Raw genomic sequence first — 14,493 nt, forward strand, 5'->3', positions numbered from 1 at the left:
CTACGTTTCCCGTATGACCGCTCTGACGGCAGAGGCGGCGGGGGGCGCGCCCTCCCCGCACGCCGGGCCCGGCCCCCGCCCGCCCCGGGGCAGGGGTGCCGAGCTGACGCTCCTCGCCGGGGCCGTCCTCCTCTGCTTCCTGGGCCACCTCCACGTCGGCCTCGCCACCACCGGCCACCTGCCGCCGTCCGCCGGGCGCCACGCCGCCGGCCTCGCCGTCGCCGCGCTCCTCGCCCACCTGGCCGTCCGCTTCCGGGCCCCGTACGCCGACCCGGTCCTGCTGCCCATCGCGTTCCTGCTCAACGGGCTCGGCCTGGTCCTCATCCAGCGCCTCGACGCCACCACCCCCGCCCGGACGGCCGCCGGGGACCAGCTGCGCTGGTCGGCCGTGGGGCTGGCCCTGTTCGTCCTCGCCGTGGCCGTGCTGCGCGACCACCGCACCCTCCAGCGCTACGCCTACCTGTCGGTGGCGGCGGCCCTGGCCCTGATGCTGGTGCCCGTCTTCTTCCCGGCCGTCAACGGCGCCCACATCTGGATCCGGTTCGCCGGGCTGTCCTTGCAGCCGGGGGAGTTCGCCAAGATCCTGCTCGCCGTGTTCTTCGCCGCCTACCTCGCCGCGAACCGCACCGCCCTCGCCCTGACCGGCCGCCGCCTCTTCCCGTGGCTCCCGCTGCGCGTGCCGCTGCGGCTCCTGCCCGGCCGGGTCCTCGGTCCGATCCTGACGATCTGGCTGCTCAGCGTCGGGGTGCTGGTGCTGGAGCGGGACCTCGGCACCTCCCTGCTCTTCTTCGGCCTGTTCGTGGTCATGCTGTTCACCGCCACCGGCCGGATCGGCTGGATCGCCGTCGGGCTGGCCCTCGCCGCCCTCGGCGCCTACGCCGTGGGCGCGCTGGAGCCCCACGTGCACGGCCGGGTGCAGGACTGGCTGAATCCTTTCGCCTCCATCGAGCGCGGCGAGGGCCCCGGCCAACTCGCCCAGTCCCTGTTCGCCTTCGGCGCCGGCGGGCTCCTCGGCGCCGGTCTCGGACACGGCCGGTCCTTCCTCATCGGCTTCGCCGCCAAGTCCGACTTCATCCTCGCCACCGCAGGCGAGGAGCTCGGACTCGCCGGCCTCACCGCGATCCTGCTGCTGTACGGGCTCCTCGTCGACCGCGGCTTCCGGGCCGGCCTCGCGCTCCGCGACCCCTTCGGGCGGCTCCTGGCCACCGGGCTGGCCTCGATCGTGGCCCTGCAGGTCTTCGGCATCGCCGGCGGCGTCACCGGGCTGATCCCGCTCACCGGGATGGCCATGCCCTTCCTCGCCCAGGGCGGCTCCTCCGTCGTCACCAACTGGATCATCGTTGCGCTGCTGGTCCGCCTCAGCGACAGCGCCCGCAGGCCCCGTCCGGCCGCCGCCTTCCCGGCCGGGGCGGATGCGGGCGCGGGAACGGGACCGGGCGCCAGGGGGAGCGCGGGAACGGGCCCGGGGACGAGCACGGGGGCCGCCGCGTGATCCGCTACATCCGCTGGTGCGCCTGGTTCTGCGCCCTGCTGCTCGCCGCCCTGCTGGTCAACCTGGCCCGGGTGCAGGTGTGGGAGGCCGCCGGGTACGGGGCGAACCCGGCCAACAAGCGCACCGCCATCGAGCGCTACGCCCGCCCGCGCGGGGACATCCTGGTCGACGGCCGGCCGGTGACCGGATCCCGGGACAGCGGCCAACTGCTGCGCTGGGAGCGGACGTACGCGAACGGCCCGCTGTACGCGCCCGTCACCGGGTTCTCCTCGCAGACGTACGGGACCAGCCTCCTGGAGCGCGCCGAGGACGCGGTGCTCTCGGGCTCCGACCCGGCGCTCTCCGCCTTCCCCCTCTGGTACGACCTCGCGCGCGGCCGCCCGCCCGGCGGGAACGCGGTCACCACCGTCAAGGCGGCGGCGCAGCGGACCGGGTACGCGGCGCTGGCCGGCAAGCGCGGTGCGGTGGCCGCGCTGGAGCCGGCCACCGGCAGGATCCTCGCGCTGGTCAGCAGCCCCTCGTACGACCCGGCGGTGCTCTCGGGCACCGGCCCGGCCGTCGCCGCGGCCTGGGCGCGGCTGAACGCGGACCCGGCCCGGCCGATGCTGAACCGGGCGCTGCGCGAGACGTACCCGCCGGGCTCCACCTTCAAGATCGTGACGGCGGCCGCGGCCCTGGACGCCGGCGTGGTCACGGACGTGGACGCGCCCACGCAGACCCCCGACCCCTATCCGCTGCCCGGCACCCGCACCCTGCTGCCGAACGCCGGCACGGGCTGCCGCGACGCCTCGATGGCGGAGGCGGTGCAGTGGTCCTGCAACACGGTGATGGCGAAGATCGGCGTCCAGGTGGGGCTGCGCGGCATGGCGGAGGCGGCCCGCCGGTTCGGGTTCAACGACGGCGGGCTGCGCGTGCCGGCGTGGGTGTCGCGGTCGAACTTCGACACCGACATGAGCGGCGACCAGCTCGCCCTGTCCGCGATCGGGCAGTTCAACACCACGGCCACGCCGCTGCAGATGGCAATGGTGGCCGCGGCCGTCGCGGCCGGCGGCGAGCTGCAGGCCCCGTACCTGGTGGAGCGGACCACCCAGGACGACGGCACCCAGGTCCGGCGCGGCGGCCGGCGCAGCCTGGGCCGGGCCATGACCCCGGCGACGGCGGTGCGGCTGCAGCAGCTGATGGTGAAGGTGGTGCAGGACGGGACCGGGCGCAACGCGGCCATCCCGCACACGGTCGTCGGCGGCAAGACCGGCACCGCGCAGCACGGCGTCGGCAACGCGGGCACCCCCTACGCCTGGTTCATCGGCTGGGCCAAGGCCGCGAACGCACCGCTGCCGGGGGTGGCGGTCGCGGTGGTCGTCGAGGACGCGGGGGGCGACCAGGGCGACGTCACCGGCAACAGCGCCGCGGCCCCCATCGCCCGCGCGGTCATGCAGGCCGCCCTGTACGGGGCCCCGTAGCCGCAGGCACGTAGCGGGGCAGGCATGCAGGCAGGCGGCCCGGTCCGGGGCGGGCCCCGCCGTCCGCACCGCGAAATTCCCTGCACGGGGCGGCTTCCGCCTGGTACCGCTGGCCCCATGACCCACGAACTGGCGCAGTTGAACACAGCCCGCCCCAAGTACGCAGCCGACGCCCCCGAATTCAAGGACTTCATGGACGGGCTGGATCCCGTCAACGCCGTAGCCGACGCCGCCGACGGGTTCGTCTGGCGGCTCCAGGACGACTCCGGCAACGCCACCGCCCTGCGCCTGGACGGCGACGACTCGGTGATGGTCAACCTCTCCGTCTGGCGCGACGCCGAGGCCCTGGCCGCCTTCATGTACGAGGGGCTGCACCGCACGCTGATGTCCCGCCGCCGCGAGTGGTTCGAGCCGCTCACCGAGGCCGGCACCGTCCTGTGGTGGGTCGAGGCGGGGGTCCGGCCCACCGTCGCGGAGGCGGGGGAGCGCCTGGCCCACCTGCGGGCACACGGCCCGACCCCCTACGCCTTCACCCTGCGCACGCCCTTCCCGCGGCCGGGGGAGTAGGGGCCGCGCCCTGGCGCGGGAGCCGGAGCCAGGAGCCAGGAGCCAGGAGTCAGGAGCCAGGAGCTAGGCCGGGCCGTCCGCGCCGCCCTCGGCGATGACGGCCGCCACCTCCGCCGCCCGCGCCGCCTCCTCGGCCGCGAACCGCTCGCGGTCGAGGGCCTCGGCGATCTCCTCGTCCTGGCTCATCAGCAGGTCGAGGTTGGCGTCGCCCAGTTCGAAGACCCCCATGTCCAGGTAGGCCTTCTGCAGCCGCGGCCCCCACAGCCCGATGTCCTTGACGCACGGCACGATCCGGCTGAACAGCAGCCTGCGGAACAGGTGCAGGAACTCGGACCGCTCGGTGAACTCCTCGGCCTCCCGCCGCGGGATCCCGAAGTTCTCCAGCACCTCCACCCCCCGCAGCCGGTCCCGCATCAGGTGGCAGCCCTCGATCACGAACTCCTCGCGCTCGCGCAGCTCGGCGTCGGTGAGCTGGCGGTAGTAGTCGCGCAGCGCCATCCGCCCGAACGCCACGTGCCGTGCCTCGTCCTGCATCACGTACGCCAGGATCTGCTTCGGCAGCGGCTTGTCGGTCGTGTCGCGGATCATCCCGAAGGCGGCCAGCGCCAGCCCCTCGATGAGCACCTGCATGCCGAGGTACGGCATGTCCCAGCGGGCGTCGCGCAGGGTGTCCCCGAGCAGCCCCTGCAGGCTGTCGTTGATCGGGTACAGCATTCCGACCTTCTCGTGCAGGAACCGTCCGAACACCTCGGCGTGCCGGGCCTCGTCCATGGTCTGCGTGGCGGAGTAGAACTTGGCGTCGAGGTCGGGCACGGACTCCACGATGCGGGCGGCGCACACCATCGCGCCCTGCTCGCCGTGCAGGAACTGGCTGAAGTTCCAGGAGGCGTAGTGTCGGCGCAGCTCGCCCTTGTCCTTCTCGGTCAGCCGCGGCCAGTACCGGGTGCCGTGGAGGGTCAGGGCTTCGTCGGGGGTGCCGAGCGGATCGTGCGGGTCCACCTCCAGGTCCCAGTCGATGCGCTTGGCGCCGTCCCACTGCTTGTCCTTGCCCTTCCGGTACAGGGCGAGGAGCCGCTCACGGCCGTCGGCGTACTCCCAGCCGAACCGGGCGGCGCCGGTGGCAGGGATCTGCCAGACGTCCTCGCCCGGGGCCCTGGTGTAGAGATCGTGCGTCGACACTGACGCCCCCTCGCCTCGTGTACTTCTACTTCCGTACGGGACTGGATGGTTGGCACCGTGCCAGTTGCTAGACGCAGGGTCAACAAGTGGCGCGCAGGGGATTGACGGTCTTGCTGACAAGCAGTCTCATAAGTGGTGACCGCAGGAGGGAACGCCCCGGGACGCCCAGGCGACCCCCACCCACCCCGCAACCAGGGCGAGGTGCCCCGCCATGACGACCACGACCGACCGCACGGATCCGGATCCGGACCACCGGGTGCTCCAGGACGCGCTCGGCCTCCTCAAGGACCGCGAACAGATCGCCGCACGCCTGCTCGAATCCTCGGCCAAGCACTCCTTCGACCCCGACAAGGAACTCGACTGGGACGCCCCGCCCGTCGACGGCGCGTACTACTGGCCCCCCGAGCTGCTCTCCCTCTACGACACCCCCCTGTGGAAGCGGATGAGCGAGGAGCAGCGCATCGACCTCTCCCGCCACGAGGCCGCCTCGCTCGCCTCCCTCGGCATCTGGTTCGAGATCATCCTCATGCAGCTGCTGGTCCGGCACATCTACGACAAGTCCCTGACCAGCAACCACGTCCGCTACGCCCTCACCGAGATCGCCGACGAGTGCCGCCACTCGATGATGTTCGCCCGCATGATCCAGAAGGCCGGCGCCCCCGCCTACCCGGTCTCCCGCCTCAACCACAACCTCGCCCGCATCCTCAAGACCGTCTCCACCACCCCCGGATCCTTCGCCTGCACCCTCCTCGGCGAGGAGATCCTCGACTGGATGCAGCGCCTGACCTTCCCCGACGAGCGCATCCAGCCGCTGGTCCGCGGCGTCACCCGCATCCACGTCATCGAGGAGGCCCGGCACGTCCGCTACGCCCGCGAGGAACTGCGCCGCCAGATGCTGACCGCCCCGCGCTGGGAGCAGGAACTCACCCGCATCAGCTGCGGCGAGGCCGCCCGCGTCTTCTCCGTGGCCTTCGTCAACCCCCGCGTCTACGAGCACGTCGGCCTCGACCGGCGCGAGGCCGTCGCCCAGGTCAAGGCCAGCGGCCACCGCCGCGAGGTCATGCAGACCGGCGCCAAGCGCCTCACCGACTTCCTCGACGACATCGGCGTCCTGCGCGGGGTCGGCCGCCGGCTGTGGCGGAGCTCGGGACTCCTGGCCTGAAGCCGGGCGGGGCGGGCTACCCTGCGGACATGACCGTACCCGCGTACCGCAGGCTGAGCGTCGAGGAGCGGCGGGCCCAACTCCTCGACGCGGCCCTGTCGCTGTTCGCGCACCGGGCGCCGGAGGAGGTCTCGCTCGACGACGTCGCCGAGGCGGCCGGCGTCTCACGGCCCCTGGTGTACCGCTACTTCCCGGGCGGCAAACAGCAGCTCTACGAGGCCGCCCTGCGCTCGGCAGCGGACCTGCTGGACCAGTGCTTCGCCGTACCCCAGACGGGGCCGCTGACCCAGCGGCTCGCCCGGGCCCTGGATCACTACCTGGCCTTCGTCGACGAGCACGACACCGGCTTCGCGGCGCTCCTGCAGGGCGGCAGCGTCGTGGAGACCTCCCGTACGACCGCCACGGTCGACGGCATCCGGCGCGCCGCCGCCGACCAGATCCTGCTGCACCTGTCGGTGGCCTCACCCGGCCCGCGGCTGCGGATGATGGTCCGCACCTGGATCACGGCCGTCGAAGCCGCCTCCCTGATGTGGATCGACGAGGGCAAACAGCCCGACGCGGGCACGCTGCGGGACTGGCTGGTGGACCAGTTCATAGCCCTGCTGACGGCCACGGCCGCCACCGACGCGGAGACCGCGGCCACCGCCCGCGCCGCCCTGGCCCTGGAATCGCCCGACGGGCCCGCCGGGGTGCTGGCCCGACGCGTGATCCCGGTGGTCTCCGAGGCCGCGCACCTGCTGTGACACTGGCGGAGTGAGAAGCGAACCCACCCCCTTCGAGGGCGGCCCCATGGACGGCCGCGTCCTCCCGATCCTCGTCGGCCCGACCGGCCACCCGCCGAAGTGGTACGAGATCCCCGTCCCGGACCGGGACGGCGGCCCGCCGACGGTCCTGCTGTACGAACGGGTCCCGTCGGGCTACACCAAGCGGCTCCACCTCCAGAAGGGCTGGAAGTACACCCACGTCCCCGGGGGCCGCAAACCCAAACTCCGCTGGCCCTGGACGAAGCCGACGCCACAGCCGTAGCCGACCGCGCGGGGGCCCGCGCTTGGGCCCCGGCCCGCCCCTCCGGGGGCGGCAACGCGGCTCCGGCCCCAGGGGGGCGGCGCCTCGGCCCGGACCCCATGGGGGCGGGCACCTCGGCCCGGACCCCATGGGGGCGGCACCGCGGCTCCGGCCCGGCGCGGGCGGCGGCATGGGGCGGGCCCCCCGGCCGGCCGACCCGGGGCGGCACCCGGGCCCCGGCCCGGCGGGCGCGTGGCACCCCTCTCGGGTCCCGGCCCGAGCCAGGGGGCGAGGGCGATGGCCCCGCGGCGCTATGGGGCGGGGCGCCGGCCTTGGCCTCACGGGGGCGGCACCCCGGCCCGGCCCCACGAGAGGCGGCACCCCGGCCCCATGGGAGGCCCAGGGGCGGCTGCCCGGCCCTGCGGCCCGACGGGGCACATCCCGGCCCCCGGCCGACCCGGGGGACCCCGGCCTCGGCCCGACTCAGGGGGCCCGTCCGGGATGCCCCTCAGGGCGCAGCTGTGCCCATTCCGCCGCGCCGCAGGGCGGATCGGCAGCCGCTGCCGGAATGTCGAAGCGGGGGTCGGCCATGTCAGCCCTGCCGGCGTGTGAGGCGCGGGGTCCGGGGCGGCGCCCCAGGAAGCCCGCCCGGCAGGGCACCGGGCCCGCGCCGCGCCTCGGGGCGCCGCCGCCCCGCATGGCCGGGCGGTCGGCCGCCTGGCCGCGGACGGGCCCGTCCGCCAAGGGCCCGGGGCCGGCGCCGCCGGGGAGGCCGGGGAGGCCGAGGGCGGTCAGCCGTCGGTGCGCCCCCGCCGCAGCATCGCGAAGCCCAGCCCCGCCGCACCCAGCGCCGCCATGCCACCGCCCGCGGCGAGCAGCAGCACACCGCCGCCCGGCCCGTCGGCCAGCGTGTCCAGGCGCAGCGCCCCCGCGGTCCCGGCGGCAGCCGTCCGCACGTCCGTCGTCCGCGAGGCCGCCGCAGCCACGCCCGCCTTCCCGTCCCGCGTCCCCGTCTTGTAGCCGTCGCCCCCGGGCGTACCGCTGTGGACGGCCGCTTCGCCGACCCAGGACGACAGTCGCCCGTCAGGCTGGAGCGCAGCGTGCAGCTCACCGGTGCCGCCGACGCCCGGGACACCGTCACGGCTGGTCAGGGTGGCGGCCCTGGACCCGTCCGCACCCAGGATGTCGGCCTGGAAGCCGCTGCCCGCACGGTAGACGTTCGCCCGGGACACCCCGTCCGCCAGGGCCAGCGTCTTGACCAGGGTCCGCGGCACGGAGTGCGCCGCCGAGGCGGCCGGCACACCGTCGGCCAGGGCCGCGGCCGCGGGCAGCGCCAGCAGACCACCGGCACAGGCCGCCACGGCGGCGGTGCGAACGAGGGTGCGACGGCTGAGGGTGCTCACGTGAAGTCCTTCGGCGGTCCGGCGGCGTATCAGGAGCAACCAACGTAGGAGCCGGCCGTTGCGGTACCGCGATGGGCATGTAACAGAAACCCTGCAGAGTCCCGTAAAAGCCGTTACACCACCGAGAACTCCACCGGGGGATTGCCGCGAGCCGCCAGGGCTGCTCCCATGTACGGCGGGGGGTGAGGTCCATGCGTGGACTCACAGTGACGCCGAGCGGCCGCCCCGGCCGCGGCCGGCTGTACGTGAACCTGCCCGACGGCCAGGCCGTGGCCTGGTACGACCGGCAGACCAACCGGATCAGCGTGCTCGCCGACCAGCACCGCGAAGCGGTGCTGACGGCGCTGCGCCCGTACCTGACCGGCACCTGGACGGTCGGCCCGCCGCCCGTCCCCACCGCCGCCGACCTGCGCCGCCTGACGCTCCCGCCCGACGAGGACCTCGCCCCCAACCGGCCCGGCGAAAACCTCCTCGGCGAACTCCTCCACGGCTCCGCGGGCGCCAGGGCCCGACACCGGATGCGCCACGAGCTCACCGCCCAGCAGCGGATGGGCGACCTCCTCGACGCCCTCGAACCGGACGGTTGGCGCGTCGTCCACTGCGTGCCGCTCCGCGGCCTCGGAATCCTCGACCACCTGCTGATCGGCCCGGCCGGGATCCTGGCCATCCGCAGCCTGCCGGGCAGACGCCAGCGCGCCGCCGTCGGCGACCTGCTGCTCACCGTGGGCCGGAGCGAACCCCGCCCCGACCCGCGCTGGATCCGCCGCGCGGCGGCAGCGGCGAGCCGCGCCCTGACCGCCCCGGTCACCCCGGCCCTGGCCCTGGTCGACGCGTCCCGCATCGACATCGCTCCGACGGTGCGCGACATCCGCATCCTGGACCCGAACACCGCCGCCACCACCCTGGCCACGACCCCGACGACACTCAAACCCCCGGACGTGGAAGCCCTGCACACCCAGGCCCGCGACGTGCGGACGTGGCGGGCGGGGTAGGGGGCGGGGTAGGGGGGGCGGGGGCCGAGCGGGACGGCGTGGGGAGGCGGGGAGGAGACGATCGGGGCCGGGGCCGGGGCCGGGGTCGGGCCCAGGGGGCAGCGATCCGAGGACGGAACCGACTTGCCGGGCGGGGGCTTGGATGACGGGTCACGGTCGACCGGCGTCGGAGGGTGTCCGGGGGCGTCCCGGCCGCCCATTGTCCTTTCGGTTCGCGCCGGCCTATCAAGGGCGCTCCCTTCGGTCGCGTCGCTTCGCGATGTCGCTACGCTCCACCCTTGACAGGCCGACACGACCCGAAATGCCAAAGAGCTGCCGGGAAGCCCCCGAAGGATGGCCAGGGGGTCATGTCCAGCCTTCTCCCTCGTCAGAGAGGGCAGGTCCGGGTCCCGATGTGCAGAATCCTTCCTCCCAGGACCACCACCCCTCCCCACCCCCGGGCATCCGGGAAGCCGATCCCCCAGACCCGCAAAAAGCCCACCGGGAGCAGGGAGACGCGTCAAATCGCTACGCGCTTCTCTCTTCTCAGCGTCCGACGGCCGCCTGTGGCTGGTAGCGCAACAGATCGCTACGTGGCCCGGCACGTCTCAGCGTCCGACGGCCGTCCGTGGCCGGGAGCGCCTCAGATCGCTACATGGCCCGGGAATTCTCGGCGTCGGACGGCCGTCGTGGCGGTAGGCGCAGCCATATGGCCGGATGCCTGGCCGGGTGGGGGCGGTCGGCTTACAGAAAGGATTCTTCGACCCTCTGTAGGCTGCGAAAGGCGCCTCCGGTAGCCAAATGACGACTTTCCTGACGTCAGACTCCGTCTGGCCCCCCTTCCGTCTCCGCTCCGCCGCCAAATCGGTCCAAATGGGTCGCTTGAGCGCTCGCACTCACCCATGACGGCCGTCAGCCTCCACTCTGACGACAGCGCGCAGCGATCCGTGTCGTCTATCAGCCACGGACGGTCGTCCGACGCTGAGAATGACGAGCCACGTCGCGATCTGTCGCGCTCCCGGCTGCAGACGGGCGTCGGACGCCCAGAAGAGAGGGGCACGTAGCGATCTGATGCGCTACCAGCCACAGACGGCCGCCGGACGCCGAGAAGAGAGAAGCGCGTAGCGATCTGATGCGTCTCCCCGGTCCGGGCACCCATTGTGGTGATGCCTGGTGCAGGGTGCGGTCCCTCGGCTCCGGCGATGGCCGCTTTGGCGGTTCTGGGGCTTGGCTTCCCGCATGCCCGGTGCCGGGGAGGGGCGGGAATCCGGGAAGGAAGGATTCTGCACCTGGGGCGGGAGAGGGAGGTCTCTGACGAGGGAGAAGGCTGGACTTGACCCCCTGGCCATCCTTCGGGGGCTTCCCGGCAGCTCTTTGGCATTTCGGGTCGTGTCGGTCTGTCAAGGGTGGCCGAAGGCCATCGCGAAGCGACGCGACCGAAGGGAGCGCCCTTGACGGGCCGGCGCGAACCGAAAGGACAATGGGCGGCCGGGACGCCCCCGGACACCCTCCGACGCCGGTCGACCGTGACCCCGTCATCCAAGCCCCCGCCCGACAGGTCAGCCCGGTCCCGCCCCGGGGCAGCTTCCCGCCGCCCGCCGCCATCTCTCCCCACCGGCCCACCCGCGAGGGCGCAGGGCTCCGCCCCGCCTCACCCCTCAGTCCCCGGCCGGCAAGGGGAAACACCCACACCGCAGATCGGCCGGCGCCGGCCCTACGCCGACGTCCGCTTGCGGGGTGCTGCCTTCTTCGTGGCGGCGGCGGTGGCCGTCTTTGCCGTTTTCGCCGTCTTCCCCGTCTGTGCTGCCTTCGCCGTCTTTGCCGTGGACTTCGTGGCGGACTTCCGGGCGGTCGACGACGCCGTCTTCGTCGCGGACGACGTCGACTTCCTCGTCGTACCGCCGCCGGACGCCGCCGCCGTCTTCTTCTTCGCCGCCGTCGATGCCGTGGACTTCTTGCCGCCCACCGCCTTCGGCGCCGCGGCCGCGCTCTTGCGGCGGATCGGTCTCACCTCCGCCTCGCCCCTACCGGCTTCGCCCCTACCGGCTCCGCCCGCCTCGGCCGCGCCCGTATCGTCCCCGCCCCCGCCTGCCTCCGACCCCGCCCCGCGCGACGCCTTCGCGGCCCGGACGCTCTTCTCCAGGGCCGCCATCAGGTCGATGACCTTGCCCCCGGCCGGCTCCACCGCCGCCTCCGCCGGCGGTTCGAACGCCCCGCCCGCCTTGGCTTCGATCATCGCCTCGACCGCCTCGCGGTACTCGTCCCGCAGCGACGCCATCTCCACCTCGCCCAGCGTCGCCATCAGGGCGTCCGCCAGGTCCAGCTCCGCCTCCCGTACCTGCACCGTCCCCTCCGGGGCCACCCCCTCCGGCACCCGGATCTCGTCCGGCCACAGCAGCCCGTGCATGGCGATCACGTCGTCGACCACCCGCAGCATGCCCAGCCGCTCCCGCCCCCGCAGGGCGTACTTGGCGATCGCGACCCGGTGGCTGCGCTTGAGCGCCTCCCGCAGCAGCGTGTACGGCTTGGCGGCCGTCGCCCCGTTCGCGGCGAGGTAGTACGCGGCGTCCATCTGCAGCGGGTCGATCTCGTCGGCCGGGACGAACGACACGATCTCGATCGTCTTGGCCGTCGCGATCGGCAGCTGCGCCAGGTCCTCGTCCGTGATCGGGATGATCGAACCGTCCGGCTCCTCGTAACCCTTGCCGATCTCGGCGCCCGGCACCTCCTCGCCGTCCAGCTCGCACACCTTGCGGTAGCGGATGCGCCCGCCGTCCTCGAGGTGGATCTGCCGGAAGGAGATCGAGTGGCTCTCCGTGGCGTTCACCAGCTTGATGGGAATGCTGACCAGGCCGAAGGAGATGGCCCCGTTCCAGATGGATCGCACGGTTCCTCCCGTTTCGTGGCAGTCTCATCGTATGACGCCGATCACCATGGTGGAGGGGCGTCGCATCTCGCTCAGCAACCTGGACAAGGTCCTCTACCCCGAGTCCGGCTTCACCAAGGGCGAGGTGCTGCACTACTACGCCACCGTCGCGGGCTCGCTGCTGCCCCACATCCACAACCGGCCGCTGTCGTTCCTGCGCTATCCCGACGGCCCGGACGGCCAGCTCTTCTTCACGAAGAACCCGCCGCCCGGTACACCCGCCTGGGTGAAAACCGCCCCCGTGCCCCGATCCGACGACCCTTCGGCCGTCCAGGTGGTCGTGTCCGACCTGCCCTCCCTGATGTGGGCCGCCAATCTGGTGGTCGAGTTCCACGTCCACCAGTGGCCCGCCGGCAGCCCGGCCGTCGCCGACCGCATGATCCTCGACCTCGACCCCGGCCCGCCCGCCACCGTCGTCGAATGCTGCGCCGCCGCGCTCTGGCTGCGCGAACGCCTCGCCGCCGACGGCCTCGACGCCTACCCCAAGACCTCCGGCGCCAAGGGCCTGCACCTTTCCGTACCCCTGGAGCCGACCCCCTCCGCGCGCGTGTCCGCGTACGCCAAGGCCCTCGCCCAGGAAGCCGAGCGCGCCCTCCCCGACCTCGTCGTGCACCGCATGGCCAAGGCGCTGCGCCCCGGCAAGGTCTTCGTCGACCACAGCCAGAACGCCGCCGCCAAGACCACCGCCGCCCCGTACACGCTGCGCGCGCGGGCCCGGCCGGCCGTCTCCGCGCCCGTCTCCTGGGACGAGGTCGAGGCCTGCCGCACCCCCGCCGACCTGGTCTTCCTCGCCGACGACATCCCGCCCCGGCTGGAGCTGCACGGCGACCTCTTCGCCCCGCTGACCGACCCCGACCGGGCCCACCCGCTCCCCGCGCACCCCAAGGTCCGGCCATGATCCGCGTCGCCCTCGCCGCCTCCGTACGGACCCTGCCGCGCGCGGCGGGCCTGGCGTACGAGCCGAAGTTCGACGGCCACCGGCTCGTCGTCGTCCGCACCGCTGTCGACGTGGTGCTCCAGGCGCGCTCCGGCCGCATCGTGACCAGCGCGTTCCCCGACCTGGCCGCGGCGGCCCGGCAGCTGCCCGCCGACACCGTCCTCGACGGCGAGGTGGTCGTCTGGAACGCCGGCCGCACCGACTTCGCCCTCGTCCAGCGCCGCGCCGCCGCGACCGCCGCGCGGGCCGCCGTGCTCGCCCAGAGCCTGCCGGCCTCGTACGCGGCCTTCGACGTGCTCGAGCTGGCCGGGCTCGACGTGCGCGGGCGCCCGTACGAGCGCCGCCGGGCCCTCCTCGTGGACCTGCTGCTCCCGCTCGGGCCGCCGCTGCAGCCGGTCCCCATGACCACCGATCCGGAGCTGGCCGCCACCTGGTACGAGACGCTGCCCGCCAGCGGCATCGAGGGGCTGGTCGTCAAACGGCTGGACCAGGCGTACCCGGCGGGCCGGCGCGGCTGGCAGAAGCTGCGGCACACCGAGGTCCGCGACGCGGCGGTCGTCGGCTACACCGGGACCCCGCGCCGCCCGCAGGCCCTGGTGCTGGTGCTGCCGGTCGGGGACCAGACGCCGCTGCTGTCGAGCCCCCTGCCGGCCGGGCTGCGGGCGGAGCTGGTCGCGGAGCTTCAGGCGCGGGCGGAAGCCGGGGCGCAGCCGGGCGCGGGCGCGGCCGGCGCTCGGCCCACGGTCAGCGCGGTGGGGCTCGGGGAGACCCCCTACTGCCCGCTGGACCCGCCGCTGACGGCGGAGGTGCGGCACACCTCGACGCGGCACCCGCCGCCGGAGGTGCTCAGGCTGCGCACGGAGCTTTGACACTTGGAACACGACGCGGGACGCCCCTCGACCACACGCAGCTGACCTGCGCCGCGAACGGCGCAGGTCAGCTGCGTTCGGAAGGTGGTCGGCGTCAGGCGTGCGCCCCGCGTCCCGCGTCCGGCGGCGCGCCGGGCTGCGGGTGCGGGCCGGGCCCCTCGGGACGCTTGAAGCCGGACTCCCGCTGGCCGCGTACCTCGTCGGGGTGGCTGGAGGTGGTGGAGCCGAAGTTTCCGTAGCCCTGCATCTCGTGCGGCCGCAGGCCGCCCTCGGGGAATTCCACCGGGTCGCGCTCCTCGCGGACCTCGTGGACCGCTCCGCCGTCGGGGAGGTGCGGCTGGCTCTCGGCGTCGGGCGGCGGCGGCTCCTTGGCCCGGACCCGCTGGCCGAGCTTGAAGCCGGCGAGCAGGAATCCGGCGATGAGGATCCCGACGACGAAGAACCAGGCGATGTCACTGATGGTCGCGTCGACCGCGATGTAGCTCAGGGTCGTGTCCATACAGACTGTCTACCCACTTTTCG

At 73.8% G+C, this 14,493-nt stretch carries 13 protein-coding genes; 9 read left to right on the top strand and 4 right to left on the bottom strand.

Annotation, left to right across the window (positions count from 1 at the left end):
• Window positions 1–13 precede the first annotated feature (13 nt).
• The 3 genes from AB0953_RS09910 (at window position 14) to AB0953_RS09920 (ending at window position 3,519) form a co-directional block, all read left to right on the top strand.
• Window positions 14–1,492: an FtsW/RodA/SpoVE family cell cycle protein gene (locus AB0953_RS09910; protein WP_366858891.1), complete on the top strand. Its 1,479-nt coding sequence runs from the start codon at window positions 14–16 to the stop codon at window positions 1,490–1,492.
• Entirely contained in the window at window positions 1,489–2,952 is a 1,464-nt protein-coding gene (locus AB0953_RS09915) for a penicillin-binding transpeptidase domain-containing protein (protein WP_366858892.1), read from the top strand. The genes AB0953_RS09910 and AB0953_RS09915 overlap by 4 nt, the downstream gene beginning before the upstream one ends.
• A gap of 117 nt (window positions 2,953–3,069) precedes the next feature.
• On the top strand, window positions 3,070–3,519 hold the full coding sequence (locus AB0953_RS09920) for a DUF3291 domain-containing protein (protein ID WP_366858893.1): 450 nt from the start codon (window positions 3,070–3,072) through the stop codon (window positions 3,517–3,519).
• Window positions 3,520–3,582: 63 nt separating this feature from the next.
• Here the strand turns inward: AB0953_RS09920 and AB0953_RS09925 are convergent, their stop codons facing one another.
• Complete coding sequence (locus AB0953_RS09925) at window positions 3,583–4,698, bottom strand: ferritin-like domain-containing protein (RefSeq protein ID WP_366858894.1); 1,116 nt, start codon at window positions 4,696–4,698, stop codon at window positions 3,583–3,585.
• Between the two features lie 211 nt (window positions 4,699–4,909).
• On the opposite strand from AB0953_RS09925, the gene AB0953_RS09930 reads away from it, so the two are divergent.
• Genes AB0953_RS09930 through AB0953_RS09940 form a run of 3 tightly spaced genes read left to right on the top strand, consistent with a single transcriptional unit; the run spans window position 4,910 to window position 6,886 of the window.
• Window positions 4,910–5,860: a diiron oxygenase gene (locus tag AB0953_RS09930; protein WP_366858895.1), complete on the top strand. Its 951-nt coding sequence runs from the start codon at window positions 4,910–4,912 to the stop codon at window positions 5,858–5,860.
• A gap of 29 nt (window positions 5,861–5,889) precedes the next feature.
• Window positions 5,890–6,603: a helix-turn-helix domain-containing protein gene (locus AB0953_RS09935; RefSeq protein ID WP_366858896.1), complete on the top strand. Its 714-nt coding sequence runs from the start codon at window positions 5,890–5,892 to the stop codon at window positions 6,601–6,603.
• 10 nt (window positions 6,604–6,613) lie between these two features.
• Complete coding sequence (locus tag AB0953_RS09940; RefSeq protein ID WP_366858897.1) at window positions 6,614–6,886, top strand: hypothetical protein; 273 nt, start codon at window positions 6,614–6,616, stop codon at window positions 6,884–6,886.
• Window positions 6,887–7,656: 770 nt separating this feature from the next.
• Here the strand turns inward: AB0953_RS09940 and AB0953_RS09945 are convergent.
• Entirely contained in the window at window positions 7,657–8,268 is a 612-nt protein-coding gene (locus tag AB0953_RS09945; RefSeq protein ID WP_366858898.1) for a hypothetical protein, read from the bottom strand.
• Between the two features lie 191 nt (window positions 8,269–8,459).
• Between AB0953_RS09945 and AB0953_RS09950 the strand changes: the two genes are divergently transcribed.
• Window positions 8,460–9,260, top strand: coding sequence for an NERD domain-containing protein (locus AB0953_RS09950; protein ID WP_366858899.1), 801 nt, complete (start codon window positions 8,460–8,462; stop codon window positions 9,258–9,260).
• Window positions 9,261–10,953: 1,693 nt separating this feature from the next.
• Here AB0953_RS09950 and AB0953_RS09955 read toward each other — a convergent pair.
• A complete protein-coding gene (locus tag AB0953_RS09955) occupies window positions 10,954–12,126 on the bottom strand; it encodes a Ku protein (protein WP_366858900.1) in 1,173 nt (390 codons plus the stop codon).
• A 31-nt stretch (window positions 12,127–12,157) separates the two neighbouring features.
• On the opposite strand from AB0953_RS09955, the gene ligD reads away from it, so the two are divergent.
• Window positions 12,158–13,063, top strand: a complete 906-nt coding sequence (ligD, locus tag AB0953_RS09960; protein WP_366858901.1) for a non-homologous end-joining DNA ligase — start codon at window positions 12,158–12,160, stop codon at window positions 13,061–13,063.
• Complete coding sequence (locus AB0953_RS09965) at window positions 13,060–13,971, top strand: ATP-dependent DNA ligase (protein WP_366858902.1); 912 nt, start codon at window positions 13,060–13,062, stop codon at window positions 13,969–13,971. The genes ligD and AB0953_RS09965 overlap by 4 nt, the downstream gene beginning before the upstream one ends.
• A gap of 94 nt (window positions 13,972–14,065) precedes the next feature.
• Here the strand turns inward: AB0953_RS09965 and AB0953_RS09970 are convergent, their stop codons facing one another.
• Entirely contained in the window at window positions 14,066–14,470 is a 405-nt protein-coding gene (locus AB0953_RS09970; protein ID WP_366858903.1) for a DUF6479 family protein, read from the bottom strand.
• Between the last annotated feature and the right edge of the window lie 23 nt (window positions 14,471–14,493).

The organism is Streptomyces sp. NPDC046866, from assembly GCF_040704625.1.
Lineage (GTDB): Bacteria > Actinomycetota > Actinomycetes > Streptomycetales > Streptomycetaceae > Streptomyces.